Raw genomic sequence first — 24,620 nt, 5'->3', positions numbered from 1 at the left:
TGGCGGGGTTTGTGGGCTTCCTCGATGGTGTTTCACCGCTTGGCTATTTGCTGGGCTCCGATCCGCTTGCCATTCAGATCTTGGCGCTTGGGACCAAGCTGGTTTTGGCGCTCACGTTTTTACGGTTCGTGCGCGTCAGTTCGGCGGTCCTGCTGGTCGCTTCCATCTTGCTAGCCATGACGTTGACCGGTGCGCTCACCGACGCGGCGCATGGTCAGTTTTCGGCCGTTGCCACGCTTCGGTATCTCGCCTTTACCGTGTCGCTTTTGCTCACCCTGGCGCTGGTGGGGCGCGAACATGTTGCGGCTTACTGCCGATATCTGGTCGTCACGCCGCTTCTGGTCGCTGCTTGTCACATTGCACTCGCGCATCTGGGGGCACTGGCGAGCAATGGCAGTCGCGTTTTTTACGTGGGTGGAGGGCATCCCAATCTGGGCGGCGAGATTGCTGCCGCGGCAGCATTTGCTGCGGCAGTGGCGTTCCGGCCGCGCTTGGCCTTGCTGATCCTGGCAGTGTTTTTCTACAGCGCCTTGCTGATGCAGGCGCGGGCGGCCTTGATCGTCATCGCGTTGATCGGGATTGTTGTGGTCGCCAAGGTCATGGTGACCGGCTGGTCGAAAAACTGGCTTGCCCTAGTTTTGGTGCAGGCGCCGCTGCTGGGCGCCATTGTTCTGATTGCCAATTGGACGTTCGTCACGTCTCTCCTAGACGCAGTTTTGCTGATTGACGATCCAAGCCGCGGCGTCGAGTCCGGCGCGGTGGGGCGGTATCAGCAATGGGCGCTGGGCTGGGAGCTCTTCGCACAGTCGCCGCTTTTCGGGACCGGGCTCGCGGTCTTCGAGAGCGGCGGGGTCGATAGTCCGCACAATGCGTTTCTGTTCGGGCTCAGCCAGCATGGGATCTTGTCCATCGCCTTCTGGGCGGTGATCGCGCGGGCGCTGATCCGCTGTTTGAAGGTGGATCCTTGGTTTGCGGCGATGGCGCTGAGCTTTGCCGTGCTGTTGATGCTTAATGACCGCTTCATCAACCTCAACCAGTATCCGTTCTGCTTTTTTGCGCTGGTGTTGATCGTTGGTGGGAGCAAGAGGGGAGCGCCGCTTTCAGCCCCGTCGACGAGGCTGGTGCCGGCATGACAAGCGGCTGGGAACTGCATCTTTGGCAGCCGGAGCTGTCGCCGCATCTTTTGCCGCTTTACCGGGCGTTGCGGGTGCAGCCGGAGGTGGGGCTCGTCACCTACATCTATGACCGGGCGCTTGGCGCGGAGCGCGCGCAGCTGGGATGGAGCGTCGAGCAGGAGGCGGAGGATCGGCTGTTCAACCCTGTTGGGATGAGCGAAGTCGAAGAGCTGGTCCGGGGGTCGAGTGCGCAGAGCGTGCACATTTTTACCGGCATGCACTGGGTGCCCGCGATCGTCCAAGGCATCAAAATGTGCATCAAGCATGGGCGGCGCTTTGGCTTGATGCACGAGCCGCGCGTGCTCGAAGGCTGGAAGGGCAAGCTGCGGGTGGCGCATTCCTGGGCCAGCGAGCGGCATCTGCGTAGAAATGCCGGGTTTGTTCTTGCCGTGGGACGGCATGGGCCGCGGTGGTTTCGACTGACGGGTTTTGGCCAGAGGCGCATTTTTGATTTTGCGTATTTTCTGCCGGTCCCGGAGGTGGAAGCGCGTTCACGCGGGTCTTTGCCGCGGATCGGTTTTGCTGGTCGGCTGGAGCGGGCAAAAGGGTTGCCTCTCTGTCTTGATGCGATCGATCAGGTGAAAACCGCGGCCGATTGGCATGTGTTTGGTTCTGGGAAACTGGCGGAGATGGCACGCGAGCGTTTGGCGGCGCTGGGGGAGCGTGGGCATTTTCACGGGGCGGTGCCCATGCGCGAGATGGCGCAGCATCTTGCCGATCTCGACGTGCTGGTGCTGCCATCGCTGACCACGGACGATGGCTGGGGGCGGTGATCAGCGAGGCGCTGATGGCTGGCACGGCGGTGGTTTGTTCTGACCGCGTCGGTGCATCGATGTGCGTTCTGGGGCCGCAGCAGGGGGAGTGGTGGGCCAACTGTCTGGGGCAGGGCTGGCCTTGGCGATCGAGAGAGTCTTGGCGAGCGATCTGGGGCAGGAGGCGCGGGCGAGGCGGCGGGCATGGGCAGTGCAGCGGCTCAGTGCCGAGGCCGGGGCGGAGTATCTGCTGAGGATTCTGGATCATGTTTATGCCGGTAGTGCCCGGCCAAAGAGTTTTGTTGCGTGATGAAGTCCATTGTACCGGCGCCGATGGTGGTTTCGAAAAGGACCATCGAGCAGTGTCGAGACAGCATCGATGCGCCCTGGAAGCGGGTTGTGCGCCGGGTGGTCAACGCTTGCTCGGCTTGGCTTTTTGGCTTGGAGGTGGGTGAGGGTTTTCAGCTTGGGCTCGGGACGCGCGTACCGCGTGGCAGCCGGTTGGGGCTGTTCGGCTATATTGGACGCGGCTTTTCTGCATCGGGTCCGGTCTGCGTCGGGGATCTCACCATGATTTCGACCGAGGTTTCGATCGTCGGTAACGACCATGGCACGGACGATCCTTGTGTGCCGATCCGGCTGGCATTCCGGCGGCAGCAATTAGTCACGATGATCGGTGCCGACGTCTGGATTGGACATCGCGCTATTCTTCGCTCCGGCATAAGGGTGGGGCGAGGCGCTGTGATCGGCGCGGGTGCGGTGGTCACGAAGGACGTGCCGCCTTATGCGGTCTTGGGTGGCAGTCCGGCTCGCGTCCTGCGCTTCCGTTTCGATGATGCGGCGCAGCGCCAGTGTGACCTCGACGTCTTTGGGTTCGCAGATGCCTGAAGCGGCCAGCTTTTCGCTGCGGCATCGGCTCTTGCGCGCAGCCTTCATGCTGACTTGGCTGGTGCTGGCGCGGTGGACACCGCCGACGATGCGAAAGTGGCGCAACCTGATCCTCAGGCTTTTCGGTGCGCATATTCACCCGAGCGCGCAGGTCTATGGCAGTGCACAGGTCTGGTATCCGCCAAATCTCAGCATGGCGGCCGAAAGCACGCTGGGACCCAGGGTCATTTGTTACTGCATGGCGCCGGTGAGCATCGCAGAGCGGGCCGTGATTTCGCAGCGCAGTCATCTTTGCGCGGGGACGCATGATATCGACGATCCCGATTTTCTTCTGCGCACGCTGCCGATCAGCATTGGCGCTGAGGCCTGGATTGCGGCAGAGGCTTTTGTCGGCCCGGGCGTCACGGTCGGCGCGCGTGCCGTGCTCGGGGCACGTGGGGTCACCGTAAAGGACCTCGAGGCGGGGGCGTCTATGCCGGCAATCCGGCGCGCTTGATCCGCAGGCGCAAGGCGAAAAGCGCATGACGGTCTCGGTTGCCGTGATCATCTTGACGCTTAACGAGGCAGAGCACGTTGCCCGGGCGATCCAGAGCATCATTCCGTTTGCTTCCAGCATCTATGTCGTCGACTCTGGGTCTACGGACGGAACGGTGGAACTGGCGCGGGAGAGTGGCGCGCAGGTTGTTGACCATCCCTTTGTCAATCAGGCGAAGCAGTTTCAGTGGGCGCTGGATCATCTTTATATCGCGGAAGACTGGGTGCTGCGGCTTGATGCTGATGAGATCATCGAGACCGATCTAGCCGAGCGAATAGGCCGTGAGCTCCCGGCCTTGCCCGCGGAGGTGACGGGTGTCACCTTTGATCGCAAGCACATCTTCATGGGCCGCTGGATCCGGCATGGCGGACGCTACCCGCTGACAATGTTGCGGTTGTTTCGGCGCGGCTGTGGACGCATCGAGCAAAGATGGATGGACGAGCACATTGTGGTCGACGCTGGCCGCGTCGTGCATTTTGCAGGCGGCTTTGCCGACCATAATCTTAAAGACCTGACTGCCTTTACGGACAAGCACAACCGATATGCCACGCGGGAGGCGGCTGATGTGCTGTTGCAGAGGTTTGGGCTTCGGCCAGAGGATCGAGCCATGCACCACGGGGGCACGTCGCGCCAGGCGCAGCTGACGCGCTGGATCAAGGAACGCTTCTATAACCGGCTGCCGTTTGCGGTTTCAGCAACTGGCTACTTCTTGTTGCGCTATGTCGGGCAGGGCGGCTTCCTGGATGGGAGGGAAGGCCTGATCTACCATTTCCTCCAGGGCTACTGGTATCGCTTCCTGGTGGGGGCAAAGGTGCTGGAGTTCGACCGGGCGCTGCAAAATTGCACAGACGCCCCGAGCCTGTTGGCGCGTCTGCGGGAGGTTACCGGCTTGGACCTTTGATTTACCAGCCGCGCGCGATCGTCGCCGCGTGGAAGGCTTGAGCGATCACCGCTTGGCCCAATGCGTTGAGATGGAACTGGTCGGATCGGAGCGAGCGCGGCGGTATTCCGGCTGCTACGTCTTCGAGGTCACCCGCTGAACCATTGTGCGCCGCTAACAACGCTGTACGCAGATCGACGAAGCGGTTGCCGTATTGGGCCCAGAGGTCGGCATTGAGACCGGAGATGATGGCGAAGTTTTCACTCTCCGGTCCTTCGCCTGCTCCGTTCACGATCGAACCGACAAGGTAGCGGCTGTGACCGAGGTGCACGACCATGGCAGCAATGTCGGCCTTGATGATGTCCGGCGCCGAGACGTTGTTGCGGCCAACCCAGATCCAGGCCGTGTGCTGCCGGTAGTCTCGGGCGGCGTCAGGGGTGAAGAGGCTGCCGGGTGGGACGGGAAGCGCTGGACCTTGGGTCGTCCGTCTAAAGGTGACGACGCCGGCGTCATATTCGAGTTGACCGTCTACGCCCGACACGGACCCGGCAAGACGGAGCCCACCATCGGCCCAAGGGCCCTGGCTGTTGAGAGGTGTCACGGAAAGCGCGGTGCCGCTGACGGTAGGATCACCCGGCTGATAATTTCGGAAGATCTTGACGTTTGCGAGTTCGAGCACGCCGCTGAGATCGCCTGTGCTGAGCACGATAAAGCCGAGCTCGATCAGGCCACCGTCCTTGTTGTCGGTAACCACCGCCTCGAACGAATAGCTACCGGGTGCCGTGATGGTCAGTTGCGGGCTGCCCGGCTGGGTCCAACTGCCAAAAAGAGTCCCAACCTGCAGCTGTCCGATACCTGTCATCTCGACGATGTCGAATTCCACGCGCAGGGTGTGGCCAAGGACAAGGGGCCCGATCTTCACCTGTGGACCTGCGAGGAAGAAGTTGGGAGACGTGTTGACGAGGTTTGCACGCAATGTACCGCCCGCGCTGCTGAGCGGCACGGCTGCGCCGGTGGCGCTGAAAGCCGACCATTCTGCCGGTACGCTGCCGGACGCGAAGTCCCAGGACAGGTCGGGTATTGCGGTCAACAAGGCGGGGATCTCATTGCCCTGAAGCGTGATCAAGATCGGAATACCGCCTTGGCGCGCAGCGACCTCGGTCGATGTTTGTCCGCCTACGGCCTGCTCAATAATCGATCGCGGCGGATCGAACAGGGCTGCGGCAAGGGACGGGTAGCCATATGTCATGCTGTCGCCCCAGGCGACGATCGGACTGGGTGTCGATGCATGACCCAGTTTGGTGCGGGTGGCGACGCTGATCGCGCCGCCTGCCGCCAGTGTGAAGCCACCGCCGAGCCCCAGCATCAATACAGTCCGACGATCGAGGAGGCGGTGGTGGCCGTCAGAACCTTGACGGCGCGGATCGGCAGCAGGGCGCCGTCCGGCAGGTTGTGAAAGCTGATCTCGCCGCCCCACTTCATCTCCACGCGCAACAGACCACCGGTGCCGACATAGAGTGCGCGGCAAGTGGTGGGCAATTGGTTAGCGTCGTCAGGGATGACTGCGAAGGCGCCGGAGGCCGGGGCCTCAAGGCCACTGGCCTGGTTGTCGAAGGGATCGGACATGTTCTGCTCCTGCAAAGATTGTGCAGGAGCAGAATGGCTTGGCGAAAAAGCGTGGGAATAAGCGGGATAAGTGCGCGGTCAGGCGCGGCCGAATTCGTCCTCGATGCGGATGATGTCGTCTTCGCCGAGGTAGGAGCCGGTCTGCACTTCGATCAGCTCCAGCTCGATTTTGCCGGGATTGGCCAAACGGTGGGTGCAGCCGAGCGGCAGGTAGATCGACTGATTTTCCGAGAGGATGGTGTTGACGCCATCGACGGTGACCTCGGCCGTGCCGCGCACCACGACCCAGTGCTCGGCGCGGTGGTGATGCTTTTGGAGGCTCAGTTTCTTGCCGGGCTTGACGAAGAGGCGCTTGACCTGGAAGCGGTCGCCATTGAGCACGGAGGCATAGCCGCCCCAGGGCCGGTAGGCGGTACGGTGGATTTCGGTCAGCGTGGTGGTGGCTTTGTCGGCACGGAGGCGCTTGACCATCTCGCCGACCTTTTGCGCTTCTGACAGGCGGCCGACGAAGATTGCGTCATTGGTGGCAATGACGGCGACGTCTTCGAGGCCGTGCACCGCGACATGCGCGTGATCGCTGATCACGAGCGAACTGGACACGTCAGAGAGGGTCACGGCGCCTTGCACGACGTTGCCGGCTTCATCGCCATTGCCGCTTTTCCACACGGCGTCCCAGCTGCCAAGGTCAGACCACGGGAATTCGACTGCAACGACGGCGGCGCGATCCGTTTTTTCAAAGATCGCGTAGTCGACCGAAATATTGGGCGCCTGGGCGAAGGACGCTTCTTCGAGCCGGACAAAATCGAGGTCTTCGCGGGCGGCGCGGACCGATTCTTGCGCGGCGCGGTGCGTTTCGGGTGCCAGGCGTTCGGCTTCGTTGAGGAAGGTGCCGGCGCCGAGCATGAACATGCCGGAGTTCCAGAAGTAGCCGCCTTCGTCCAGCATTTGCGTCGCACGTGCCGCGTCGGGCTTTTCGATGAAGCGTTCGACACGCTGGGCGCTACCGCCGACCGTTGCATTGGACTTGATATAGCCAAAGCCGGTCTCGGCATGACCGGGCTTGATGCCGAAGGTGACGAGCTGGCCGGTGGCTGCAGCGCGAATGGCTTCGTCGACAGCGATCCAATAGCCAGCGTCAGCGTCGACTTCGTGGTCGGACGGCAGGACGTGGAGCAGGGCATCGGCGCCAAAGCGCGACGCGACAAAGGCAGCGCTGGCGGCGATTGCGACCGCAGTGTTGCGCGCCACCGGCTCAAGCAGGACGCTGGTCAAGGGAATACCGAGCTCGGCGGCCTGTTCGCCGACAAGGAAGCGATATTCGGAATTGGTGATGACGACGGCCGGCGCGTAGCGATCGTTGTTGACGCGTTCGAGCGTGCGCTGGAACAGGCTTGTGGGTCCCATGAGCGGAAGAAATTGCTTGGGACGCGCCGCGCGCGACATCGGCCAAAGCCTTGTGCCCTGGCCGCCGGCAAGGATGAGGGGGACAGTGACAGGGGTCATGCTTTGGCGTCTCCGGGCATCGATCGGATGCTGTTGCTATACACAAGCTTCGATGCGGAATCGCTTGGTAGCAATGGTTTTTGGTGAGGTCCCGAAGGACCTCACCAGGCGCGAATTTATTTCGCCACGGCCGAGATATTGACCTTGTTGAGAATGCTGGTCGGATTGGTCTCGGCTTCCATGAAGTCGACCATGCCCAAGCCTGGCTCTTCCTTGGCATCGAGGCCGATTTCCAGGGTCTTCGCGGTGCCGGCGATGAAGGCGCCGACGGCATCACCCAGCTTTGCGGCGTCGGCGACACCGGCAAGGAGGCTGATCATCGTGCCCTTGGCGAGGTCGGCATAGATCGGGCGAAGGGTTGCGACATCGCCGCCCTGGTCCGCGGCCACGGCTGCGAGGACAATGTCGGCGAGGCCGGCATCCACGACGGTGAGGTCGAGGGATTTCACCGCGACGCCCATGGCGGCGATCAGCGCTGCATCATCGTCGAGGGCGAAAAGATCGGCGGTGGTGTTGGCGAGCGTGCCCACAAGCTTGACGGTGGCAAGATCGGCGCCGGTCACCGACACTTCCTGGATCTCGATGGTGGAGGCAGCTTCGTCCCAGGCGGCAGCAACGCGAAAGCCCGCGTCGATTTCGGTTAGGCCCAGCGCGCGCAGCTGAGTCAGCGTTTCGTCGGCGCTATCTTCCGGCAATTGTGCCTGGATGTTGTCGGCAGACATTTCAGCAGTGGTTGGAATGCCGTTGAGGTAGCTGCCCAGCGTCAGGTCGAAAGCGCCGACATCGGCCTGGATGCGGGCGCCTTCAGTTTCTTCGTCGGCAACGTCGATGTTGAAGCCGGCGAAGGACAGGCCTTCGAAGGCCGGAATGAGGCCGCGCATGTTTGCTTCGAACCAGGCGTTGTCGACATCGTCGGGTGCGCTTTCGAGCGTCGCGATGACGCCGGTCAGGTCCGTCGGCTTTATGGTGACGTTCTGGAGGCTCATCGTGCCGTCGTCTTCGACCGAAATGTCGAGGCCGTCCATGGAGATGCCGGGATAGATGCCGGGCGACATGGCGTCCATGGTCATGCCAGCGATCGAGAAGCTGATATTCTCGTCTTGGTCATCGACGCCATCGCAGGAGATGCCGCCGAAGGTAATTTCGGAGGTCTGGAAGGCGGTGAGGAGGTCGGCATACATGCGCATCAAGCTGCCGACGTCGGCGGGGGCGACGTTTTCCGGGTCTTCTTCGAGACGTTCGGCGATGCTCACCAATTCAAAGAACGAGGTCTGGAGCGGGCGTGCCTTGAACTCGGCGCCGGCGACGGGGCCGAAGGTGCAGTCGAGATCGTCGGCGGATAGAGTGCCGCCTTCGGCTTCGAAGTCGGTGTAGATGGTTTGGAGGTCGGTCTGCGCGCTGGCGTCGACGAGGCCATAGATGCCGAGGACGCCGCCGATGTCGAACTCGGAGGCAGAGAGCGTGCCGAAGGTGAAGTCGCCGTCGTCGGACACCATGTCGATGCCGGAAAGACTTACGCCGCCGGCGACGCCGTCGACGACGTCTTCGAGAACGAGGTCATTGAGGGTGATGGTGGCGGTGAAGCTTTCTTCGCCGGTCTGGTCACCGGTGACGGTGATTTTGATCTCGGGAACGGTGATGCTGGTGGCCGTGAGGCCGGCCAGAGCTTCGGCGTTTTCAGCGACTTCGCCGCTGAGGACTGCGGTGAGCGTGGCATCGTCGACATTGGAGTCGACGGCATCGATTGTGGGGATCGAGACGGCGTAGCTGACGTCGACTTCAGACGTTTCGGCTGCGGGCTTGGCCTTGGTCTTTTCCTTGGCGACGATGGGCAATGCGGGCAGGGCGACGCTCAGGAGGCAGGCTCCGGCGAGGGCAGAGAGGCGACGAGCAGTGGGTGACTTCAAAAGCACGACATTCTCCATTTTGATCCAAGGCCGCCGGTCAGGCGCCGTCGATTTTGCGGTAGTTCAGTAGATGGTTGAGAGCACTTCGATTTCGCGCGGGCTGCCCGCCTGTATCTGGACTTCGCGGTTGTAGACCTGGTCGCCCAGTTTTGCCAAAACGAGGTATTCGCCTTCGGCAAGGACGGTGGCGGGAAAGGCGCCGCGCTCGCTGAAGACGGTGGCGCCGTCGGAGGTCTTGACCGTCCATTCGACGTCGGCAATGGCCTCGCCACCTTCCTCGGAAACCAGCTTGAACGAGACTTCGCTGGCATGGTGGTAAAGCGTGGCTTCGGTCAATTCGCCCGGCTCGACCCGAAGATCGGCGCGGACGGTGGCATTGATGCTGCCGAAGCGGGAGATGATGTGGTAGGTGCCGGCGTTAAGGGTGATGATCTCGTTGGCGGGCAGGTCGGCGGCGACCATGACGCGATTGGCTTCCGGGCCGGCGGTCATGATGTCGAACTTGAGCAGCGCGGGCGAGATCGGAATATCGCCGGCGACGGCGGAATTGAGCCGAAGGCCGCCGGCTTCGAGAACGATGTCCTTCTGGTTCTGGCCCGGCATGACAGACATGGTCTCGCTGAGCTGGGCGTTGCCGTAAGAAACGTGGACATTGTACTCGCCGGGGGCAATTTCATCTCTGCGATGCCGGTGTCGGCCTTGGCAACAAGTGCCATCTCGCCAGTGGCATCGGGTGTGCTTTCGAACACGCGCCAGACAAGGCCATTGGTGATGGCGGGACCATCGGGCGTGATGTGGGCGGTGAGCGTTACCGGCTGCGGAACGCTGGTCAGCGCGGCAATGGCTTCGGTCGCCTCGGTGCTCTGCGCGCCAGAGTTTGAAGGCGATGCTTCCCTGTCCGGACGGGGGCGAGGCAGGGGCGGAATCTCGTCGTTTTCCTGCGCCGTCACTAGGGTCAAGGACGGCGTGATGAAGGTGGTGAAGGCGAGGCCAAGGAGCAGGGCCAGTAATCTTGCCAAACGCATGCAGTCTCCCAGACATCGGCGGCCTTCGGGCGATTGCCGAGGCAGACACGCAAAGCTCTGTCATAAAGCTGACGGTTTTTGAACAGTGCTTGTTGTCCTTGGCAGTATTTTGACGAGGCCACTGGCCGGAAAATCGATCGGCCTGTATGGCTGGCGACCACAAGGAGACGCCCATGGCCGTCAATGTTACTTTGCGTGACCATCTGCTGACCCGCCGCTCGACGGGGATCGCCTTTTTGGGGGAGCCCGGTCCGACGGCAGAGGAGCTGCAGACGCTGCTGACGATTGCGACGCGCGTTCCCGACCATGGCAAGATCACGCCGTGGCGGCTTGTAATCGTCGAGGGCGAGGCGCGGCGGCAGGCGGGCGAGAAGCTTGCCGAGATCGCGGCGCGGAATACGCCCGGGCTCGATGAGGCGAGCCTCGAGGTCGAGCGGCAGCGTTTTCTTCCGGCGCCTTTGACCATCGCCGTCATCTCATCGCCGCAGGACCATCCCAAGGTGCCGGAATTCGAGCAATTGCTGTCGGCCGGCAATGTCGCCTTCAACCTTCTGCATGGTGCTGCGGCGCTGGGATTTGGCGCCTCCTGGGTGACGCGGTGGTATGCCTTCGACGCGGCGGCTGGGGAAATGCTGGGGGTTCGTCCGGGCGAGCGGATCGTCGCCTTTGTGCATATCGGGACCGCCAAGACCGCGCTCGAGGACCGTCCGCGGCCGGCGCTCGGAGACGTCGTGAGCTATTGGCAGCCTTAGGTCGCGCATTGGTCAACAGACCCGCCGGGCCGTGCGTGCTAGGGTGGCCAGGCCTGATTCGATAACGAAGTCCGCCGATGGGTGTGCAGCCTATTTCAGTTCCGCAGAGCGTTGCGAACGCTTTGACCGCTGCGGGCGATCGCAGCGGCGTCGATTTCAGCTATCTGCTGCAAACGGCGATGCGGGAAAGCAGCCTCAATCCGGGCGCGCGGGCAAGCACGTCTTCTGCCGTTGGTCTCTTCCAGTTTCTGGAAAGCACCTGGCTACAGGTGATGAAGCAGGATGGGCCTCGGCTGGGCTATGGCAATTATGCCGACCGCATCGAGGTGACGTCGAGCGGCGACTATGTGGTGCGCGATGCCGGGGTAAAGGCGCAGATCCTCAAGCTGCGCGAAGATCCTCAAATTGCCGCCGATCTGGCTGCCGCCTTTACCCGTGAAAACGGCGAATACCTGCGCAACAGCTTTGGTCGCATGCCGAGCCCCGGCGAGCTTTATATTGCGCACTTTTTGGGTGCCCAGGGCGCCGAGAAGATGTTTCGGGCGGGTCTGCAAAATCCGGATCAGGTGGCGGTCAACCTTTTTCCGCGGCAGGCGGAGGCCAACCGGTCGATCTTCTACGACCAGTCAGGACATGCCCGCACCATTCGGCAGGTTTATCAGGTGCTTGTGGCCAAGCATGAAGGCGCGACCTCGCCGTTTGCGGTGCAGCAGATGACGGGGAAGGGGCGACGACGGTGCGCGAGGCGGAGCCGCCCCTGCCATCCCGGTTTTCGCAGGAGAATATGTCTTTTACCGGATTGTTTCGGACCGAGCCGGAAGCTCTGGATGGCGAGGCGGGAGCGGGTGAAGCGGCAAGCCCGTTCTTTACCCAGCTCTATAGCCAGTAGCGTTTGGAGACCGAGATGCAGCCCAGGGCAATTTCCGACAAGATGCTAGCTCTGCCACGCGGCTGGATCGTGCTTGGTCTTGCATCGGCAGGTTGGGTCGCGGTGGCGTTGCTTTGGCAGGCGCTACAATTGGTGGTGTCGACCCTCGCGGGCTGACAGCTTTTTATGGTGAACCGTTCCTTAAACACTCCCCGGTAGGCTTGCTCCAGTTGAGTGGAGTAGCGTGATGATCGGGTACCAGGCGTTTGCGGATCTTTCGCAATCGAGCGACAGCAATGAACGCGGACATGCCGCTCATCTTGCCGCCCGCGCCTATCTCGACCACCGGGGCCTGCCGATGAACATGCCGCTCTTTACGCCGCGCTGATCGGCTTTCTCGATGATCCCTCGGTCAAGGTTCGCGCTGCGCTGGCCTATGGCCTCCTCCATTCGAGCGAAGCGCCGCGCCCGATCATCGTCGCCATGCTGGGCGACAGCCCGATCATCTCGCGTGCCGTGCTGCAATATTCCCCGCTTCTGGTCGATGCGGACCTCTTGCCGATCGTGCGCAGCGGGGACGTCTCTGCGCTTACCGCCATTGCCGAAAGACCAAGTCTCAGCCTCCGCCTGGTGGCGGCGCTCGTGGCGCGCGACGAGGACGCGATGACCCTTGCCCTGTTGCGCCGTCCGGACGTGCCGTTCGGCGCGACACTGCTCGAGAGCCTGGCAAGGGCAAAGGGCGAGGATGCCAAGATGCGCGGGGCGATGTTGTCGCGCGCGGACCTGCCCGCCGCGGCGCGGCTGGTGTTGGTGCGTTGCGCGACCGCCAGCCTGCGCGAATGCCGTATGGTCAAGGGTGCGCTGGCCCCGGAGCGGCTTGAACGGGTGCTGCGGGATGGCGCCGACAATGCGTTGACCATTATCGGCGAAACGGCCAGCGACGACTCCCAGTTCGTCGATGGCTTGGTGGGCAGCGACCAGCTCAACACCCGCCTGCTGCTTCAGGCCATGGTGACCGGGCATGTGATGTTCTTTTCCGCCTGCCTTGCGTCGCTGGCGCAGCTATCGCGCGAGAAGGTATTCGTGCTGCTTGAAAACGGCAGCCGTCCGGCGCTCAACGCGCTCTTTATCCGTTGCGGGCTAGAGCCGGCGATCAGCCGGCTTCTGGTGCGGCTGATCATGCTGGCGCGCACCGCCGATCTCTCCGACGATGTTGCCGCGCGCCACTATGTGGTTACGGCGCTGACCGAGGAGCTGATCGCCGAATACGATGGCGACATCCCGCCTGAACTTGAAGAAGCTTTTGCCTATCTCAGCGCACAGAACGTCACTCTGGCGCGCCAGGCAGCGCGCGGCGTGATGCGGGCTTTTGCGGAAACCAGCCGCGGGTTGCTCAGGGTGCCGCAGGTGGAAGCCGAGCCACAGCTGCAGCTGCCCGCAGCCTAGAAGCGGAACTGCTCGCTGAGGACGCGTTCCTCAAGGCTCGTGCCGGGATCGAACAGCAGCGTCACCCGATGGGTGCGGTCTTCCGAAACCGTGACTTCGCGTACATTCTGAAATTCGACATTGTCGGCCACGGCGCTGACCGGACGCTTGTCGGCTTCGCGGGTGATGAACTTGACCGTGGCACGGTTGGAGAGGATCGCGCCGCGCCATCGCCGGGGCCGGAAGGGCGAGATCGGCGTCAGTGCCAAAAGCTCAGCCTCGATCGGCAGAATGGGACCGTGCGCGGAAAGATTATAGGCGGTGGAGCCAGCAGGCGTTGCCAGCAGCGCGCCGTCGCAGATCAGTTCGTCGAGCCGCACGGCATCGTCGACCAGGATCTGCAGCTTGGCAGCCTGATAGGTCGAGCGGAAAAGCGAAACCTCATTGATCGCGAGGGCCGACTGGGTACGGCCGCAAGCATCGAGCACCGTCATCGACAGGGGGTAGATATGGGTGCGCTGGGCTTGGGCGAGTCGCTGTTCCAGCCCGTCCTCGCTAAACTCGTTCATCAAAAAACCGACCGAGCCAAAATTCATGCCATAGGTCGGCACGCTGCGGCCCATGACGCGGTGCAGGGTCTGCAGCATTAGCCCATCGCCGCCCAAGGCAACGACCAGGTCGGCTTCATCGACCTCGCAGCTGCCATAGCGGGCGCGCAGGCGGTCGGCCGCATTGTTGGCGGCCGCGGTATTGTTGGTCACAAAGCAAATTCTGGGGTCTGCCAAGCGCGCCGCCTCCAAGGACTGCGCTTGCCTAGCAGGGCGGCCGGCAAGCGTCCATCCTGCGGACGTCGATCTTGGGAAAATGCCACAGCCATTGGGCACTTAGCGGACGGTGCTGCATTGATTTGCCATGAGCAAGAACTGCGACAATGTCCTTCACACGCCAGACGGCCGCTACATCGTGGTGCGAGGTCGGTTGTGGCGGACCAGCAATCCCGATCTCGGCGAAACCGAGCGGCAGCGATTGGTGCATGATCTGATGGATGCGCGGCGCCGGGTGAGGTCCGAGGATCCGGATGCAAAGGCTGCGGCGCGCCGTGATGTCGATCGGGCAAAGCATGGCCTGGGCGAGCGCGGGCCGGTCTGGTGGACGGACGGGGCACCTGATTATAATCGGCACTTGGCCAGGAACACGCCTTATGCCGCGTGGTTTGCCGCAGTGTCGGAGGACGGGTAGCGTGGTGATCAGGGACGAATATCGCACCGATTTTCCCATGGTGATGGACAGTGCGGTTGTTTCGGTGCGTGGCGAGTTCAATCCCGAGACGAGCGCACTCTGGAACGGCTGGGTCTCGGCCAATGTCGCGCTCCATAACGGCGCCGATTTTGATTTTGCGTTCTGGCGCCTGTTGGTTGGAGGCCAGCTTGAGGTGACGAGTTTTGATCACCAGACTGAGTTGGGAGGGCCACCGATCGACGTCATTGCCGAGCTCAGCGCGGCGCTGACGGGGCGGATCTGTCGTCGCGCCGAGCTGGATGTGGCCACCGGCGATCTGAAGCTGGTGTTCGACGACGGGGTAGAGCTTCAAGGTTTGCGGCTGCGAAGATTGTACGAGGACTGGGAGGCGAGGAGCGTCGGCGGAATGTCCTACTGGTCCAATATGATCCGGGAGAAATGACCGATGGGCGCGTTTGATGAGCGAGCCAGGGCGTTTGCCGCCGCGGCGCATGGATCGATTGGCCAGCTTCGGAAATATACGGGCGAGCCTTATATCGTCCATCCGATCGCCGTGGCCGAGATCGTGCGGACGGTGCCGCATAGCGAGGAGATGATCGCGGCGGCGTTTTTGCATGATGTGGTCGAGGATACGCCGGTAACGATCGAGGAAATCGCGGCGGAGTTCGGGCCGGTTGTTGCCGACCTAGTCAGTTGGCTGACGGATGTGTCAAAGCCCGAGGACGGCAATCGGCGGACGCGCAAACATATGGACCTGTTGCATACGGCCAAGGCGCCGGCCGCGGCCAAGACGATTAAGCTGGCGGATCTGATCGACAATACCAAAAGCATTGCCCGGCATGATCCTAGCTTCTGGAGCGTTTACCGGCGCGAGAAGATGGCGCTGCTCGAAGCGCTGAAAGAGGGCGACGCAGCGCTTTGGAAAGAGGCTGCGTCGCAAACAAGGCGTTAGCGCTTGTTGGTCTGGGCGTGCTCGACATCGTAGGGCATGTCGGGGGTCTTGATCTCCCCGGTGAGCTTTTCGCGCAGTTTGGCAACTTCGGCATCGCTCACCTCGATGGGCTTGCTGCTGTCGTCGGGCAGGCCGGCGCCGGTTTGCGCGATGGTTTCGTCGCGGGGGCGGTCATTGAGGCCGTTACTGATCTTGGCGGTCATGCTGATCTCCTCTCGGATCAGGTGGAAATGCTGAGGATATGGCTCTCGAAGGCGACAAAATCGCCTTCCACCGGCGTGCCCTGATCGACCAGGGTGCGCTCGCCGCTGATGCGCAGGAAGCCCTCTTCGATCACCTGTTCGATGATCTCGTCGAGTTCGCGATCATCGCTGAAGCCGATGCTGGTGCCGTTGCTGAGGGTGAGTTGATAGTCAGGCATGGGCTGCTGCTCCTTGTTCCGAGCAGCCTCAACGCCTCAACCGGCAAAAGGTGCGGGTGTAAGATTGTATTACAAACTTTACCTGCTGGAATGGCCCGGCTAGGGTCGATCGCAGGCATCAAGCTCAGGGATCGACATGGCCAAAGTGGATATCGCGTTCGACACTTACTACGACTACGAAGCAATGACGGGGCACTTGCAGGCGTTGGCGGCGGCCTATCCGGAGCTGGCGAAGCTGAGCTCGATCGGTAAGTCGCATCGGGGGCGCGATGTCTGGCTGATGGAGATCACCAATCCCAAGACCGGCCCGGGAACGGAGAAGCCGGGCTTTTACATCGACGCGCAGATCCATGCCGAGGAACATGCCACGAGCGCAACGGCGCTTTATGGCATCTGGTACATGCTGACCAATTACGGGACGGACGAGGAGGTGACGCGGCTGCTCGACGCGCAGGTGTTCTATGTCATTCCGCGCATCAATCCGGATGGGGCGGAACTGTCGCTGCAGGAGCCCTATCACCCCTGGTGCGGCAATGGGCGGTACCTGCCGGGCGAGGATCGGATCGAGGGTTTGATCCCGCAGGACGTCAATGGCGATGGCTATATCGTCAACATGCGCGTGCCCGACCCGACGGGCGAGTGGAAGAAGTCGGAGCGCGATCCGCGGCTCATGGTGCAGCGCGAGCCGGGGGAAGAGGGCGGAGAATATTTCCGCGTTTATCCCGAGGGGCTGATCCGCAATTTCGACGGCGTGCATGTCAAGATCGAGCAGCAGCAAGACGGCAACATGAACCGCAACTTCCCCATCAATTGGTCACCCCGGGAATATGGCAGCGGCGATTATCCGTTCTCGGAGCCCGAGGCCATGGCCATGGGGCGGCTGGTGCTCGATCATCCCAATATCTGCGGCATGTGTGCCTACCATACGCATGGCGGCATCATCCTGCGGCCGTCGATGCTCAAATACGATGCGGAAATGAGCCCGCGCGACCTGGCGCTCTATAAGGACATCGGCGGCGTCGGCACGCGGCTCACCGGCTATCCGGTGATTTCGACCTATGAGGATTTTACGCCGGACAAGACCAAAGGCCGGCATGGGAGCCTCAAGGACTGGGTTTATGAAGAACTGGGCATCATCTGCTTTTCGACCGAGCTCTGGGACATGGAGCGGACGGCGGGCGTCGACAAAAAGGGCTATATGAACCTTGGCCCGCGCGATGCCGATACGCAGCAGAAGGTCTTCGACTGGGTGCTGGACAATGTCGGCGACAAGGGGTTCCGCGACTGGGAAGCCTTCGATCATCCCCAGCTTGGACCGGTGGAAGTGGGCGGTATGGTTTATATCTGGAGCTACCGCAATCCGCCGGGCAAGCTGCTTGAAGAGATCTGCCACAACAATACGCTCTTCAACCTGCGCCATGCCGCGGCGGCACCGCAGGTCAAGATCGACAAGTTCGAGGTGGAAGCGCTGGGGGCTGACCTGTTCAAGGTTTCGGCCGTCGTCGCCAATCACGGCTATTTGCCGACCAACCTTTCGGACGTGGCGGTGGAGAACAAGGTGGCAAAGCCGGTGACGATCTCGCTCGATCTCGAAAATGCCAAGCTGATCATCAATCCGCAGACGCAGGATCTCGGCAACCTTGCCGGGCGCAATGAACGCAAGTTCACCTATTCGAACTGGGGACCGCAGTGGTCGCCGACGGCCAAGCCGGTGGAATGGCTGGTGAAGGCGACAGGGCCGGGCGCCAAGGTGACGGCAGTCGCGGTCTCGCAAAAGGGCGGTACGCATCGGGTCAGCCACGAGCTGGCATAAAAGCAAAAGGGCCGGTGCGAACCGGCCCTTTTCATTTCGAGAGCTGCTGGTTAATTCAGCGACGCGGTCCAGACCTCGATGGCTTCATCGCGGCGCGGGGTCCAGTCGATGCGGTTGGAGATGCCGTAGAAGTCGGGCTGGAAGTAAAGGAAGATCCATGGCGCGTCGTCGTGGAAGATCTTGAGCATTTCGTCGACGATCTTGCGCTCTTCGGCGGTGTCACGCACGCCCGAGAGGCTGTCCCAGCGCTTCTGCCATTCCTCGTTGTACCAGTTGCCGGTGTTAACCGGGGCGTCACGCGAGGGGAAGAGCGACATGTCGTAGATGGCGCTCCAGGTGGCGCCGCCCTGGCCGATGAAGAACATGGGACCAGCGCGATGCTCGCGGGCCATGGGTGAAAACACCGTCATGTCCATGAGGTCATTGGTGGTCTCGACGCCGATGTCGCCAAGATACTGGGCGATGGCCTGCTGCACCTGGCCGTCCTGGAGGTAACGGCCTTGCGGACCCTGCATCTGGACGGAAAAGCGGACGCCGTCGCCGCCGCGCGGATAGCCGGCGGCGTCGAGCATGGCTTCGGCCTGGTCCGGATCATAGGGGTAGGGCTCGATCGTCGGATCGCCGAGATTGGCCGGGCCGTTGGCGCGGACGCAATCGGTGCCCAAGAGCTGTTTGCAGATGGTGGGGACATCGACGGCCATGTTGAGGGCGCGGCGGACTTCGACATTCTTGATCGCGTCGCCAGCCGGGGTGCCGTCGAAGGCGCCGGAGAAGTTGAAGCCAGCGAACATGCGGCGGGTACCGGCGACGGAGACCACCGTTGCCTGATCGGTGGCATTGACGGTTTCCATCTGATCGGGCGGGATATTGACGGCGATATCGACCTGGCCCGCCAGCAATTCGGCGGTTCGGGTGCTGGATTCCGGAATGACGCGGAAGATGACGTTTTCGAATGGGACGTCGCCCATGGTCCAGTTTTCGTTGCGCGTGAGGACGACACGGTCGGCGCGCACCCACTCGACAAGCTTATAGGGACCCGAGGCCACGGGGAGACGGCCGCTTCCTCAACGCTGAGCTTTTCGTAGCTGTCTTTGCAGTGGATCAGGATCTTGGCGACCATGCCGGGAACGGTGGACGAATAGCCCTTGACCTGCATGACGGCCGTGGTCGGGTCGTCAGCACGGGCGCCGACAAAGCCGATGGAGGAATAAACGAAGCCCGGCGTATGGCCGATGAAGGCATTGGCGGGGTCAGCGGCGCGGGTAAAGGTATAGGCGACGTCCTCAGCGTCCAGCGTTTCGCCATCTTCGCATTTGAGGCCTTCCTTGATCTTGAAGCTGATCTCGGTGCCTTCGTCGTTCCATTCCCAGCTTTCAGCGAAATTGGGCACGATTTCGCCCTCGGGTGTCACGCTGAGCAATGTCCCCCAGAGTGCGTTGGCAATGTTGAGCGAGGCGGACTGGTTGAGCATGTCCGGCTCAAGCGATTCGACATCCACCGATTGTGCGACGACGAGCGTATCGGCGTCCTGAGCGAAGGACGGCACTGACGAGATGGCCAGCGCGATTGCGCAAAGGCTGACAGTTTTAAGCATACGAATTCCCTTTCAAGTTCCCCAAAGGCGAAAACGACAAGACTGTATATTTGAAGATTGTATTACAAGGGCATTGATGCAGCGGGGCTTGGTGCTGTCAAGATAGGCGTTTGGCCCGGCATGCCTAAAAGCGCGCCGCCGTCTAAAATTGTATTCTTGTGTTACAAGGTTGGTTGTCGCAGGTTGTCGCCAGCAAGGAGTTTGCCATGACCCGCGAGATCGTCCTCACCAGTCCGCCCGATGTTTTTCCGGCCGCCAATTACGAACATGTCTCCATCGCTGGCGACTTCGCCTATGTGGCTGGCCAGGTCGCCCGCGACGAGAATGGCCAATGGGTGGGCATTGGCGATGCGGGTGCACAAGCCGCGCAGGTCTACCGCAATATTGGCCGCATCCTGGCCCATATCGGCGCGACGCCCAGGGACGTGGTCAAGATCATGGTGTTTCTCACCGACCGCAATGACTCGGCCGCGATCAGCACAGAGCGCAAGAAGTTTTTCGGCGACCACCGTCCGCCGCATAGCGGCATCATTATCGGCGGCCTCGGTTCGCCCGAGGTGAAGGTGGAAGTCGAGGTGATCGCCTATCTGCCGCAGAAGAAATGACCGGCGTCAGCTTCTACAATCACCCGCGGCTCTACCAGCGCGACAAGGCTGCAATCGATGCTGCAATCGCGCGGGTCATCGCCAGCGGACGCTTCGACTGGGGCGACGAAGTTCCGGCATTCGAAGAAGAGTTCGCAGCCTGGAACGGGGCCAGCCATGCCGTGGCCGTTGCGTCCGGAACTGCAGCGCTCAAGATTGCGCTCCTGGCGCTCGGGATCGGGCCGGGTGACGAGATCATTACCGTTGCCAACACCGACATCGGCTCATCGTCCTCGATCCACCATGCCGGGGCGACGCCGATCTGGGTCGACATCAATCCGGTCAGCCGCAACATGGATGTGGAGGCGCTTGGCGCAGCCATCACGCCGCGCACAAGAGCGATCCTGCCGGTGGATCTTTATGGGCACCCGGCGAACATGATCGCCATCATGGCGGTGGCTGAGGAGCATGGGCTCAAGGTCGTAGAGGATGCTTGTCTCGCTCTAGGTGCGACGATCGGAGGGGTGAAGCTCGGGACGCTGGCGCATGCGACCTGCTTCAGCTTTGCGCCATCCAAGCATCTGGGAAGTTTCGGCAGCGGCGGCGCAGTGCTGACCGAAGACGCCGAGCTGGCGGAGCGGATGCGCAAGATTTCCGCCTACGGGCAGGAGCGCAGCCGGCACTATGCGATGCATGGCGCCGGGATGGGCGGATTGCACCACGAGACGCATGGCCTCAACGAACGGCTGGCGGAGATGCAAGCGGCAATCCTGCGCGCCAAGCTGCCGCATCTCGATGGCACGATCGCCGAGCGGCGAGCGCAGGCGCGGCGTTATGCCGAGGGTCTGGCAGGTCTGGGGCTCGATTTGCCGCAGACGCTGCTGGGCTATGAGCATTCCTGGCGCAACTATGTGATCGAGAGCGATGACCGGCTTGGGCTGGCGGAGCGACTGCGGTCGATGGGCATCCCGACAAACCTCACCTATGCGCCACCGCTGCATCTGCAGCCGGTATTCGCCGATCGCGCTATGGGGCGTGGCGATTTGCCGGTGACCGAACGCTTTTGCGATCGACTGCTGGGCCTGCCGATCGGGCCGCAACTAAGCATGGACGAGATCGATCTTGTGATCGCCGCGGTGCGAAAGGCCGTGGCCTAGGCGCGGCCGCCATCGACGCTGAGGATCTGGCCGGAAATCCAGCCGGCAAGATCGGACGATAGGAACATGACGGCGTTGGCAATGTCCTCCGGCGTACCGAGCCTCCGCATATGCGTGCCTTCAATCAGCCGCTGCTGCCCGGCTTCGCCGTAGCTTTCCCATTGCCGCTGCGTAGCGGGATTGGACAGGACGAAGCCGGGGGCGACGCTGTTAACGGTGATGCCATGGGGGCCAAGTTCGAGGGCCAGCTGTTTGGTGAGGCCGACCAAAGCGTGCTTGGCGGCGCTATAGGCTTGGATGCCGGTGAGGCTGGGTCGTAAACCAGCACCGGATGAAATGGTGACGATGCGGCCCGCGCCTTGCGCTTTCATGAGCGGCGCCACGGCCTGGGTGCAGAAGAAGGCGGCATCGACATTGGCCTCGAAGAGCTGTCGCCAGACGTCCTCGCCGACATTTTCCAGTGGCTGGGCGACCTGACCACGGACGCCTCCGGCGGCGGTGACGAGGATGTCGATTTTGCCGAAGTCACGGCCAATCTCGCCGATGATTTCGCCGACCCGGGCCTGGTCGCTGAGGTCCAGCGCATCGACGCGGGCAGCGCCGGCCTCGCGGGCGCTTTCGAGGCCAGCAGCATCGAGATCAAGGGCGGCGACCTTGGCACCGGAAGCCGAGAGGAAAGCAACGATGGCGCTGCCGATGCCTTGCGCGGCACCGGTGACAATGGCGGTCTTGCCGGAAAAATCGAACGTCGCGCTCATTTGGCCCATCCGTCTTCGATCAGCGCGCGCGTTTCGGCTATGGCAACGTCCCAGATGGCGTCCATTTCCTCATCCGGCCGCTGATAATGGCCGCCGAAATTGCCGTCGCCGAGCATGGCCTTGGCGGCCTCGGAGCCGACGGTCTTGAGCTTGTCGAGATCGGCCATCGGCTTTTGCGTGCTGGGCATGCCGATATTGGGGAGGCGCGTCCAGGCAAAATTCTCCATCCAGGAGGCGTGTGAGGCGACAGGGTCTATGGCCTGTACCTTTCCCATCGTGGCCGGCGCGCTCCACCAATTGTGCCAGCGCACGCGGCAATCGGGATGGCTGTTGAGCCATTCGAGAGCGGCGGTCTGGCCGGGGCTGTTGCCGCCATGGCCATTGACGAAGAGAAAGCGGCGGAAGCCCGTGGTGGCGAGGCTATCGAGCATGTCGGTGATGATGCGAGCATAGGTGTCCATGCGTAGCGAGACGCTGCCAGGATAGTTGGCAAAGTATGGCGTGATGCCATAGGCCAGCACCGGAAAGACCGGCACGCCAAGCGGTGCGGCGGCGTCGACCGCGACTTTTTCGGAGAGAATCGAGTCGACGGCGTTGGACAAAAAGGCGTGCTGCTCGGTCGAGCCCAAGGGGATGATGGCGCGGTCGTCGGAGCGCAGATAGGCCTCGACCTGCATCCAGTTCATGTCGGAAATTTTCAAAAGATGCTGTCCTTGTGGAGGCCGCGGCGCGCTTGACTCAGGCGCCGGTTTTTGAATGATTGTAATACAAGGTCCGGCAGCTGCGTCGCCGAAGCAAGCGAAAAGTGCGGTCTGGACGTTTTAAGCAAAGCAATCAGCGAGCGTATCGAGATGGCATGCCTTGTCATTCATGGCGGTGCGGGGACCATCCCGCGCGCAAGTTTAACGCCGGAGGGTCACCAGGCGGCGCGCGACGGTTTGCGCGACGCGCTGCGGGCCGGGTGGGCGGTTCTTGGTCAGGGCGGGTTGGCGCTCGATGCGGTTCAGGCGGCCGTGGTGGCGCTCGAAAATCATCCAAGTTTCAATGCCGGGCATGGGGCCGTGCTTAACGCTGCCGGGGAGCATGAGCTCGATGCGGCGATCATGGATGGTCGCGACCGCCGAGCCGGGGCGGTGGCTTCAGCGCGGTACATCCGCAATCCGGTTCTGGCGGCGCGGCGGGTGATGGAGGCGAGCGACTGCGTGTTGGTGTCGGCAACGGGGGCCGATGAGTTTGCGCGCGAGCAGGGGCTCGACATGGTAGAGCAATCCTATTTTACCACACCGCTGCGGCAGCAGCACTGGCAGCGGGCGCATGAGGAAAAGGCGGGGCTCCTCAAGCGCGAGCGGACGGAGGCGGAAAAGCACGGCACGGTGGGCGCGGTTGCGCTGGACGATCTCGGCAACCTCGCCGCGGCGACGTCGACGGGCGGCTATACCTACAAGAGGGTCGGCCGGGTGGGCGATGCGCCGGTGATCGGTGCGGGGACCTACGCGGCCAATGACGTGGTGGCGGTGTCGTGCACGGGGCTGGGCGAGTTGTTTATTCGGCGGGGAACAGCGCAAGATATTGCGGCCCGCATCCTCTATCGCGGGGATGACTTGTCGAGTGCCGCGGCGGCGGCGATTGCGGATCTGACGGCGGATGGCGCCGGGGCAGGATTGATCGCGGTGGATGCGGCCGGCGCTATGGCAATGCCGCACAATACCGAGGGGATGTATCGGGGGTCGGTGACGGCGGACGGGGTTCTGAGCGTTGGAATTTACTCCGATGATTTCGCCGCGGTGGAAACCATCGGTTGAGGCGGCAGCGTGCTGAACTTGTGTGTTACCGGCACAATGTTGTAGGAGCCGGTGAAGTGTCGGTGGATGATGCGCTTAGTTTTCGGCGCGACAAAGCAAGCAAGTCACTGTTGTCTCTCAAGTCGGTCTGTCTCGGAGAATGAGCGTGTACGGCGATTCTGTTCCGTTTGAGCTGCCACAGCCCAAGCGTATCTCCTTGTCCGAAAGTGTTGCCGACACCATTGCCGAAGCGATTGCGACGCGGATCATTTCGCCGGGCGAGCGCATCGTCGAGACGTCGCTGGTGGAAAAGCTCGGAGTCAGCCGGGTGCCGATCCGCGAGGCGCTCAAGGTGCTGCATGCGCAGGGCATCATCAGCGGCGGCGGGCATCGCGGCTATCGGGTTGCGGCCTTTGGCGCCGACGTGACGCAGCAGATCATGGAAGTTCGGCTCAGCCTTGAATCCTTCCTCCTGCGCGATGCCATCGAGAACTGGCGCAAGGGCAAGGGTGCGCCGCGCGACCTCGAACAGTTCATCGACAAGATGCGGGTCTCGGCCAAGGGAGGCAGCCTGCGCAACTCGCTTATCGCCGACCTCGAATTTCACCGGGCCATTCGCAATGCCGCCGACAATCCGATCGTCGGCACGCTGTGGGATACGATCGCGCGGCATGTGCTGATAATCTTCAACTTCGAGCGCTTCCGTGATGAGGATCTCGATGCAAGTGCGCGCCAGCATGAAGAGTTTCTGAGCTGGATCGAGGCGCAGGTGGCGGCTCCCGAGACCGCATTTGCCGACATTCAGATGGCACTCGAAAACCACATGCTGCTGATCGCGCGCACCAAGCGCCATAGCCCGGTGTCGATCGCACCCTAGCTTGCGGAAACGCACAAGAACGCCGTTGCTTCATTGTATACTGTATGACAAGGTTTGTGCGCCGATGCACAGTCGGCGCGATCCTTTCTCGCAGTGACACGGACTTTT

Annotated in this window: 27 protein-coding genes and 2 pseudogenes; 17 read left to right on the top strand and 12 right to left on the bottom strand. The window is 62.2% G+C overall.

Annotation, left to right across the window (positions count from 1 at the left end; translation table 11 throughout):
• Positions 1 to 11: 11 nt before the first annotated feature.
• The 5 genes and pseudogenes from G5575_RS21080 to G5575_RS09515 all read left to right on the top strand — a co-directional run bounded on the left by G5575_RS21080 (position 12) and on the right by G5575_RS09515 (position 4,251).
• Positions 12 to 1,133, top strand: a complete 1,122-nt coding sequence (locus tag G5575_RS21080) for an O-antigen ligase family protein (RefSeq protein ID WP_164534114.1) — start codon at positions 12 to 14, stop codon at positions 1,131 to 1,133.
• Positions 1,130 to 1,948 carry a glycosyltransferase gene (locus G5575_RS09530; RefSeq protein WP_164534113.1) on the top strand — a complete coding sequence of 273 codons (819 nt, stop codon included), beginning with the start codon at positions 1,130 to 1,132 and terminating at the stop codon, positions 1,946 to 1,948. The genes G5575_RS21080 and G5575_RS09530 overlap by 4 nt, the downstream gene beginning before the upstream one ends.
• A gap of 645 nt (positions 1,949 to 2,593) precedes the next feature.
• A pseudogene (locus G5575_RS22220) lies at positions 2,594 to 2,764 on the top strand (DapH/DapD/GlmU-related protein); the annotation flags it as partial.
• A gap of 43 nt (positions 2,765 to 2,807) precedes the next feature.
• Positions 2,808 to 3,311, top strand: coding sequence for an LbetaH domain-containing protein (locus G5575_RS09520; RefSeq protein ID WP_207633097.1), 504 nt, complete (start codon positions 2,808 to 2,810; stop codon positions 3,309 to 3,311).
• Positions 3,312 to 3,336: 25 nt separating this feature from the next.
• The gene (locus G5575_RS09515) at positions 3,337 to 4,251 is read left to right on the top strand and encodes a glycosyltransferase family 2 protein (RefSeq protein WP_164534111.1); all 915 of its coding nucleotides are present in this window, start codon (positions 3,337 to 3,339) and stop codon (positions 4,249 to 4,251) included.
• Position 4,252: 1 nt separating this feature from the next.
• Here the strand turns inward: G5575_RS09515 and G5575_RS09510 are convergent, their stop codons facing one another.
• From G5575_RS09510 to G5575_RS09490, 5 genes are all read right to left on the bottom strand, one after another.
• Positions 4,253 to 5,596 (bottom strand): hypothetical protein, encoded by a 1,344-nt coding sequence (locus G5575_RS09510; RefSeq protein WP_164534110.1) that lies wholly within the window; start codon positions 5,594 to 5,596, stop codon positions 4,253 to 4,255.
• Positions 5,596 to 5,856 carry a spike base protein, RCAP_Rcc01079 family gene (locus G5575_RS09505; protein WP_164534109.1) on the bottom strand — a complete coding sequence of 87 codons (261 nt, stop codon included), beginning with the start codon at positions 5,854 to 5,856 and terminating at the stop codon, positions 5,596 to 5,598. Before G5575_RS09505 ends, G5575_RS09510 begins: the two co-directional genes overlap by 1 nt.
• A 78-nt stretch (positions 5,857 to 5,934) precedes the next feature.
• Positions 5,935 to 7,359 (bottom strand): mannose-1-phosphate guanylyltransferase/mannose-6-phosphate isomerase, encoded by a 1,425-nt coding sequence (locus G5575_RS09500; RefSeq protein WP_164534108.1) that lies wholly within the window; start codon positions 7,357 to 7,359, stop codon positions 5,935 to 5,937.
• A 116-nt stretch (positions 7,360 to 7,475) separates the two neighbouring features.
• A complete protein-coding gene (locus G5575_RS09495) occupies positions 7,476 to 9,272 on the bottom strand; it encodes a hypothetical protein (RefSeq protein WP_164534107.1) in 1,797 nt (598 codons plus the stop codon).
• A gap of 57 nt (positions 9,273 to 9,329) precedes the next feature.
• A complete protein-coding gene (locus G5575_RS09490) occupies positions 9,330 to 9,878 on the bottom strand; it encodes a hypothetical protein (protein WP_164534106.1) in 549 nt (182 codons plus the stop codon).
• A 586-nt stretch (positions 9,879 to 10,464) separates the two neighbouring features.
• On the opposite strand from G5575_RS09490, the gene G5575_RS09485 reads away from it, so the two are divergent.
• The 4 genes from G5575_RS09485 to G5575_RS09470 all read left to right on the top strand — a co-directional run bounded on the left by G5575_RS09485 (position 10,465) and on the right by G5575_RS09470 (position 13,357).
• A complete protein-coding gene (locus tag G5575_RS09485; protein WP_164534105.1) occupies positions 10,465 to 11,043 on the top strand; it encodes a nitroreductase family protein in 579 nt (192 codons plus the stop codon).
• A gap of 77 nt (positions 11,044 to 11,120) precedes the next feature.
• Complete coding sequence (locus G5575_RS09480) at positions 11,121 to 11,981, top strand: transglycosylase SLT domain-containing protein (RefSeq protein WP_164534104.1); 861 nt, start codon at positions 11,121 to 11,123, stop codon at positions 11,979 to 11,981.
• A 177-nt stretch (positions 11,982 to 12,158) separates the two neighbouring features.
• Entirely contained in the window at positions 12,159 to 12,299 is a 141-nt protein-coding gene (locus G5575_RS09475) for a hypothetical protein (RefSeq protein WP_164534103.1), read from the top strand.
• Positions 12,300 to 12,394: 95 nt separating this feature from the next.
• Positions 12,395 to 13,357, top strand: a complete 963-nt coding sequence (locus G5575_RS09470) for a DUF2336 domain-containing protein (protein WP_164534102.1) — start codon at positions 12,395 to 12,397, stop codon at positions 13,355 to 13,357.
• Here G5575_RS09470 and G5575_RS09465 read toward each other — a convergent pair.
• On the bottom strand, positions 13,354 to 14,136 hold the full coding sequence (locus G5575_RS09465; RefSeq protein ID WP_164534101.1) for an NAD kinase: 783 nt from the start codon (positions 14,134 to 14,136) through the stop codon (positions 13,354 to 13,356). The two genes, G5575_RS09470 and G5575_RS09465, sit on opposite strands and share 4 nt — an antisense overlap.
• A 112-nt stretch (positions 14,137 to 14,248) precedes the next feature.
• Between G5575_RS09465 and G5575_RS09460 the strand changes: the two genes are divergently transcribed.
• From G5575_RS09460 to G5575_RS09450, 3 genes are read left to right on the top strand one after another with little or no spacing between them, the layout of a single operon-like run.
• Positions 14,249 to 14,575: a hypothetical protein gene (locus G5575_RS09460; RefSeq protein WP_164534100.1), complete on the top strand. Its 327-nt coding sequence runs from the start codon at positions 14,249 to 14,251 to the stop codon at positions 14,573 to 14,575.
• Positions 14,576 to 14,579: 4 nt separating this feature from the next.
• Positions 14,580 to 15,017: a hypothetical protein gene (locus G5575_RS09455; RefSeq protein ID WP_164534099.1), complete on the top strand. Its 438-nt coding sequence runs from the start codon at positions 14,580 to 14,582 to the stop codon at positions 15,015 to 15,017.
• Between the two features lie 3 nt (positions 15,018 to 15,020).
• On the top strand, positions 15,021 to 15,527 hold the full coding sequence (locus tag G5575_RS09450; RefSeq protein WP_164534098.1) for an HD domain-containing protein: 507 nt from the start codon (positions 15,021 to 15,023) through the stop codon (positions 15,525 to 15,527).
• Here G5575_RS09450 and G5575_RS09445 read toward each other — a convergent pair.
• Together G5575_RS09445 and G5575_RS09440 are read right to left on the bottom strand one after the other, a co-directional pair.
• Positions 15,524 to 15,730: a hypothetical protein gene (locus G5575_RS09445; RefSeq protein WP_164534097.1), complete on the bottom strand. Its 207-nt coding sequence runs from the start codon at positions 15,728 to 15,730 to the stop codon at positions 15,524 to 15,526. The two genes, G5575_RS09450 and G5575_RS09445, sit on opposite strands and share 4 nt — an antisense overlap.
• Before the next feature lie 17 nt (positions 15,731 to 15,747).
• Positions 15,748 to 15,948: a hypothetical protein gene (locus G5575_RS09440; protein ID WP_164534096.1), complete on the bottom strand. Its 201-nt coding sequence runs from the start codon at positions 15,946 to 15,948 to the stop codon at positions 15,748 to 15,750.
• A gap of 136 nt (positions 15,949 to 16,084) precedes the next feature.
• On the opposite strand from G5575_RS09440, the gene G5575_RS09435 reads away from it, so the two are divergent.
• Complete coding sequence (locus G5575_RS09435) at positions 16,085 to 17,761, top strand: M14 family metallopeptidase (RefSeq protein WP_164534095.1); 1,677 nt, start codon at positions 16,085 to 16,087, stop codon at positions 17,759 to 17,761.
• A gap of 50 nt (positions 17,762 to 17,811) precedes the next feature.
• Here the strand turns inward: G5575_RS09435 and G5575_RS19370 are convergent, their stop codons facing one another.
• Positions 17,812 to 18,807: an ABC transporter substrate-binding protein gene (locus G5575_RS19370; RefSeq protein WP_164534094.1), complete on the bottom strand. Its 996-nt coding sequence runs from the start codon at positions 18,805 to 18,807 to the stop codon at positions 17,812 to 17,814.
• A 101-nt stretch (positions 18,808 to 18,908) separates the two neighbouring features.
• Positions 18,909 to 19,232, bottom strand: a pseudogene (locus tag G5575_RS22215) (ABC transporter substrate-binding protein); the annotation flags it as partial.
• Between the two features lie 329 nt (positions 19,233 to 19,561).
• On the opposite strand from G5575_RS22215, the gene G5575_RS09420 reads away from it, so the two are divergent.
• Both G5575_RS09420 and G5575_RS09415 read left to right on the top strand, forming a co-directional pair.
• On the top strand, positions 19,562 to 19,960 hold the full coding sequence (locus G5575_RS09420; RefSeq protein WP_164534093.1) for a RidA family protein: 399 nt from the start codon (positions 19,562 to 19,564) through the stop codon (positions 19,958 to 19,960).
• On the top strand, positions 19,957 to 21,096 hold the full coding sequence (locus G5575_RS09415; RefSeq protein WP_164534092.1) for a DegT/DnrJ/EryC1/StrS family aminotransferase: 1,140 nt from the start codon (positions 19,957 to 19,959) through the stop codon (positions 21,094 to 21,096). Before G5575_RS09420 ends, G5575_RS09415 begins: the two co-directional genes overlap by 4 nt.
• Here G5575_RS09415 and G5575_RS09410 read toward each other — a convergent pair.
• Both G5575_RS09410 and G5575_RS09405 read right to left on the bottom strand, forming a co-directional pair.
• Entirely contained in the window at positions 21,093 to 21,854 is a 762-nt protein-coding gene (locus G5575_RS09410) for an SDR family NAD(P)-dependent oxidoreductase (RefSeq protein ID WP_164534091.1), read from the bottom strand. The two genes, G5575_RS09415 and G5575_RS09410, sit on opposite strands and share 4 nt — an antisense overlap.
• Positions 21,851 to 22,555 carry a creatininase family protein gene (locus G5575_RS09405; RefSeq protein WP_164534090.1) on the bottom strand — a complete coding sequence of 235 codons (705 nt, stop codon included), beginning with the start codon at positions 22,553 to 22,555 and terminating at the stop codon, positions 21,851 to 21,853. Before G5575_RS09405 ends, G5575_RS09410 begins: the two co-directional genes overlap by 4 nt.
• 144 nt (positions 22,556 to 22,699) lie before the next feature.
• Between G5575_RS09405 and G5575_RS09400 the strand changes: the two genes are divergently transcribed.
• Together G5575_RS09400 and G5575_RS09395 are read left to right on the top strand one after the other, a co-directional pair.
• Entirely contained in the window at positions 22,700 to 23,656 is a 957-nt protein-coding gene (locus G5575_RS09400) for an isoaspartyl peptidase/L-asparaginase family protein (RefSeq protein ID WP_407924859.1), read from the top strand.
• Between the two features lie 145 nt (positions 23,657 to 23,801).
• Positions 23,802 to 24,512 carry a GntR family transcriptional regulator gene (locus G5575_RS09395; RefSeq protein ID WP_164534088.1) on the top strand — a complete coding sequence of 237 codons (711 nt, stop codon included), beginning with the start codon at positions 23,802 to 23,804 and terminating at the stop codon, positions 24,510 to 24,512.
• Positions 24,513 to 24,620 lie beyond the last annotated feature (108 nt).

The organism is Devosia aurantiaca, assembly GCF_011058215.1.
GTDB classification, from domain to species: domain Bacteria; phylum Pseudomonadota; class Alphaproteobacteria; order Rhizobiales; family Devosiaceae; genus Devosia; species Devosia aurantiaca.
This window is presented reverse-complemented; position numbering and strand designations above follow the sequence as displayed.

Bases quoted from the DNA above. Each gene is read 5' to 3' on its own strand.
- G5575_RS09530 (WP_164534113.1), top strand. From the start codon at position 1,130: ATGACAAGCGGCTGGGAACTGCATCTTTGGCAGCCGGAGCTGTCGCCG.
- G5575_RS09520 (WP_207633097.1), top strand. From the start codon at position 2,808: ATGCCTGAAGCGGCCAGCTTTTCGCTGCGGCATCGGCTCTTGCGCGCA.
- G5575_RS09515 (WP_164534111.1), top strand. From the start codon at position 3,337: ATGACGGTCTCGGTTGCCGTGATCATCTTGACGCTTAACGAGGCAGAG.
- G5575_RS09510 (WP_164534110.1), bottom strand. From the start codon at position 5,596: ATGCTGGGGCTCGGCGGTGGCTTCACACTGGCGGCAGGCGGCGCGATC.
- G5575_RS09505 (WP_164534109.1), bottom strand. From the start codon at position 5,856: ATGTCCGATCCCTTCGACAACCAGGCCAGTGGCCTTGAGGCCCCGGCC.
- G5575_RS09500 (WP_164534108.1), bottom strand. From the start codon at position 7,359: ATGACCCCTGTCACTGTCCCCCTCATCCTTGCCGGCGGCCAGGGCACA.
- G5575_RS09490 (WP_164534106.1), bottom strand. From the start codon at position 9,878: ATGTCTGTCATGCCGGGCCAGAACCAGAAGGACATCGTTCTCGAAGCC.
- G5575_RS09485 (WP_164534105.1), top strand. From the start codon at position 10,465: ATGGCCGTCAATGTTACTTTGCGTGACCATCTGCTGACCCGCCGCTCG.
- G5575_RS09480 (WP_164534104.1), top strand. From the start codon at position 11,121: ATGGGTGTGCAGCCTATTTCAGTTCCGCAGAGCGTTGCGAACGCTTTG.
- G5575_RS09475 (WP_164534103.1), top strand. From the start codon at position 12,159: ATGATCGGGTACCAGGCGTTTGCGGATCTTTCGCAATCGAGCGACAGC.
- G5575_RS09470 (WP_164534102.1), top strand. From the start codon at position 12,395: ATGCTGGGCGACAGCCCGATCATCTCGCGTGCCGTGCTGCAATATTCC.
- G5575_RS09460 (WP_164534100.1), top strand. From the start codon at position 14,249: ATGAGCAAGAACTGCGACAATGTCCTTCACACGCCAGACGGCCGCTAC.
- G5575_RS09450 (WP_164534098.1), top strand. From the start codon at position 15,021: ATGGGCGCGTTTGATGAGCGAGCCAGGGCGTTTGCCGCCGCGGCGCAT.
- G5575_RS09445 (WP_164534097.1), bottom strand. From the start codon at position 15,730: ATGACCGCCAAGATCAGTAACGGCCTCAATGACCGCCCCCGCGACGAA.
- G5575_RS09440 (WP_164534096.1), bottom strand. From the start codon at position 15,948: ATGCCTGACTATCAACTCACCCTCAGCAACGGCACCAGCATCGGCTTC.
- G5575_RS09435 (WP_164534095.1), top strand. From the start codon at position 16,085: ATGGCCAAAGTGGATATCGCGTTCGACACTTACTACGACTACGAAGCA.
- G5575_RS09420 (WP_164534093.1), top strand. From the start codon at position 19,562: ATGACCCGCGAGATCGTCCTCACCAGTCCGCCCGATGTTTTTCCGGCC.
- G5575_RS09415 (WP_164534092.1), top strand. From the start codon at position 19,957: ATGACCGGCGTCAGCTTCTACAATCACCCGCGGCTCTACCAGCGCGAC.
- G5575_RS09410 (WP_164534091.1), bottom strand. From the start codon at position 21,854: ATGAGCGCGACGTTCGATTTTTCCGGCAAGACCGCCATTGTCACCGGT.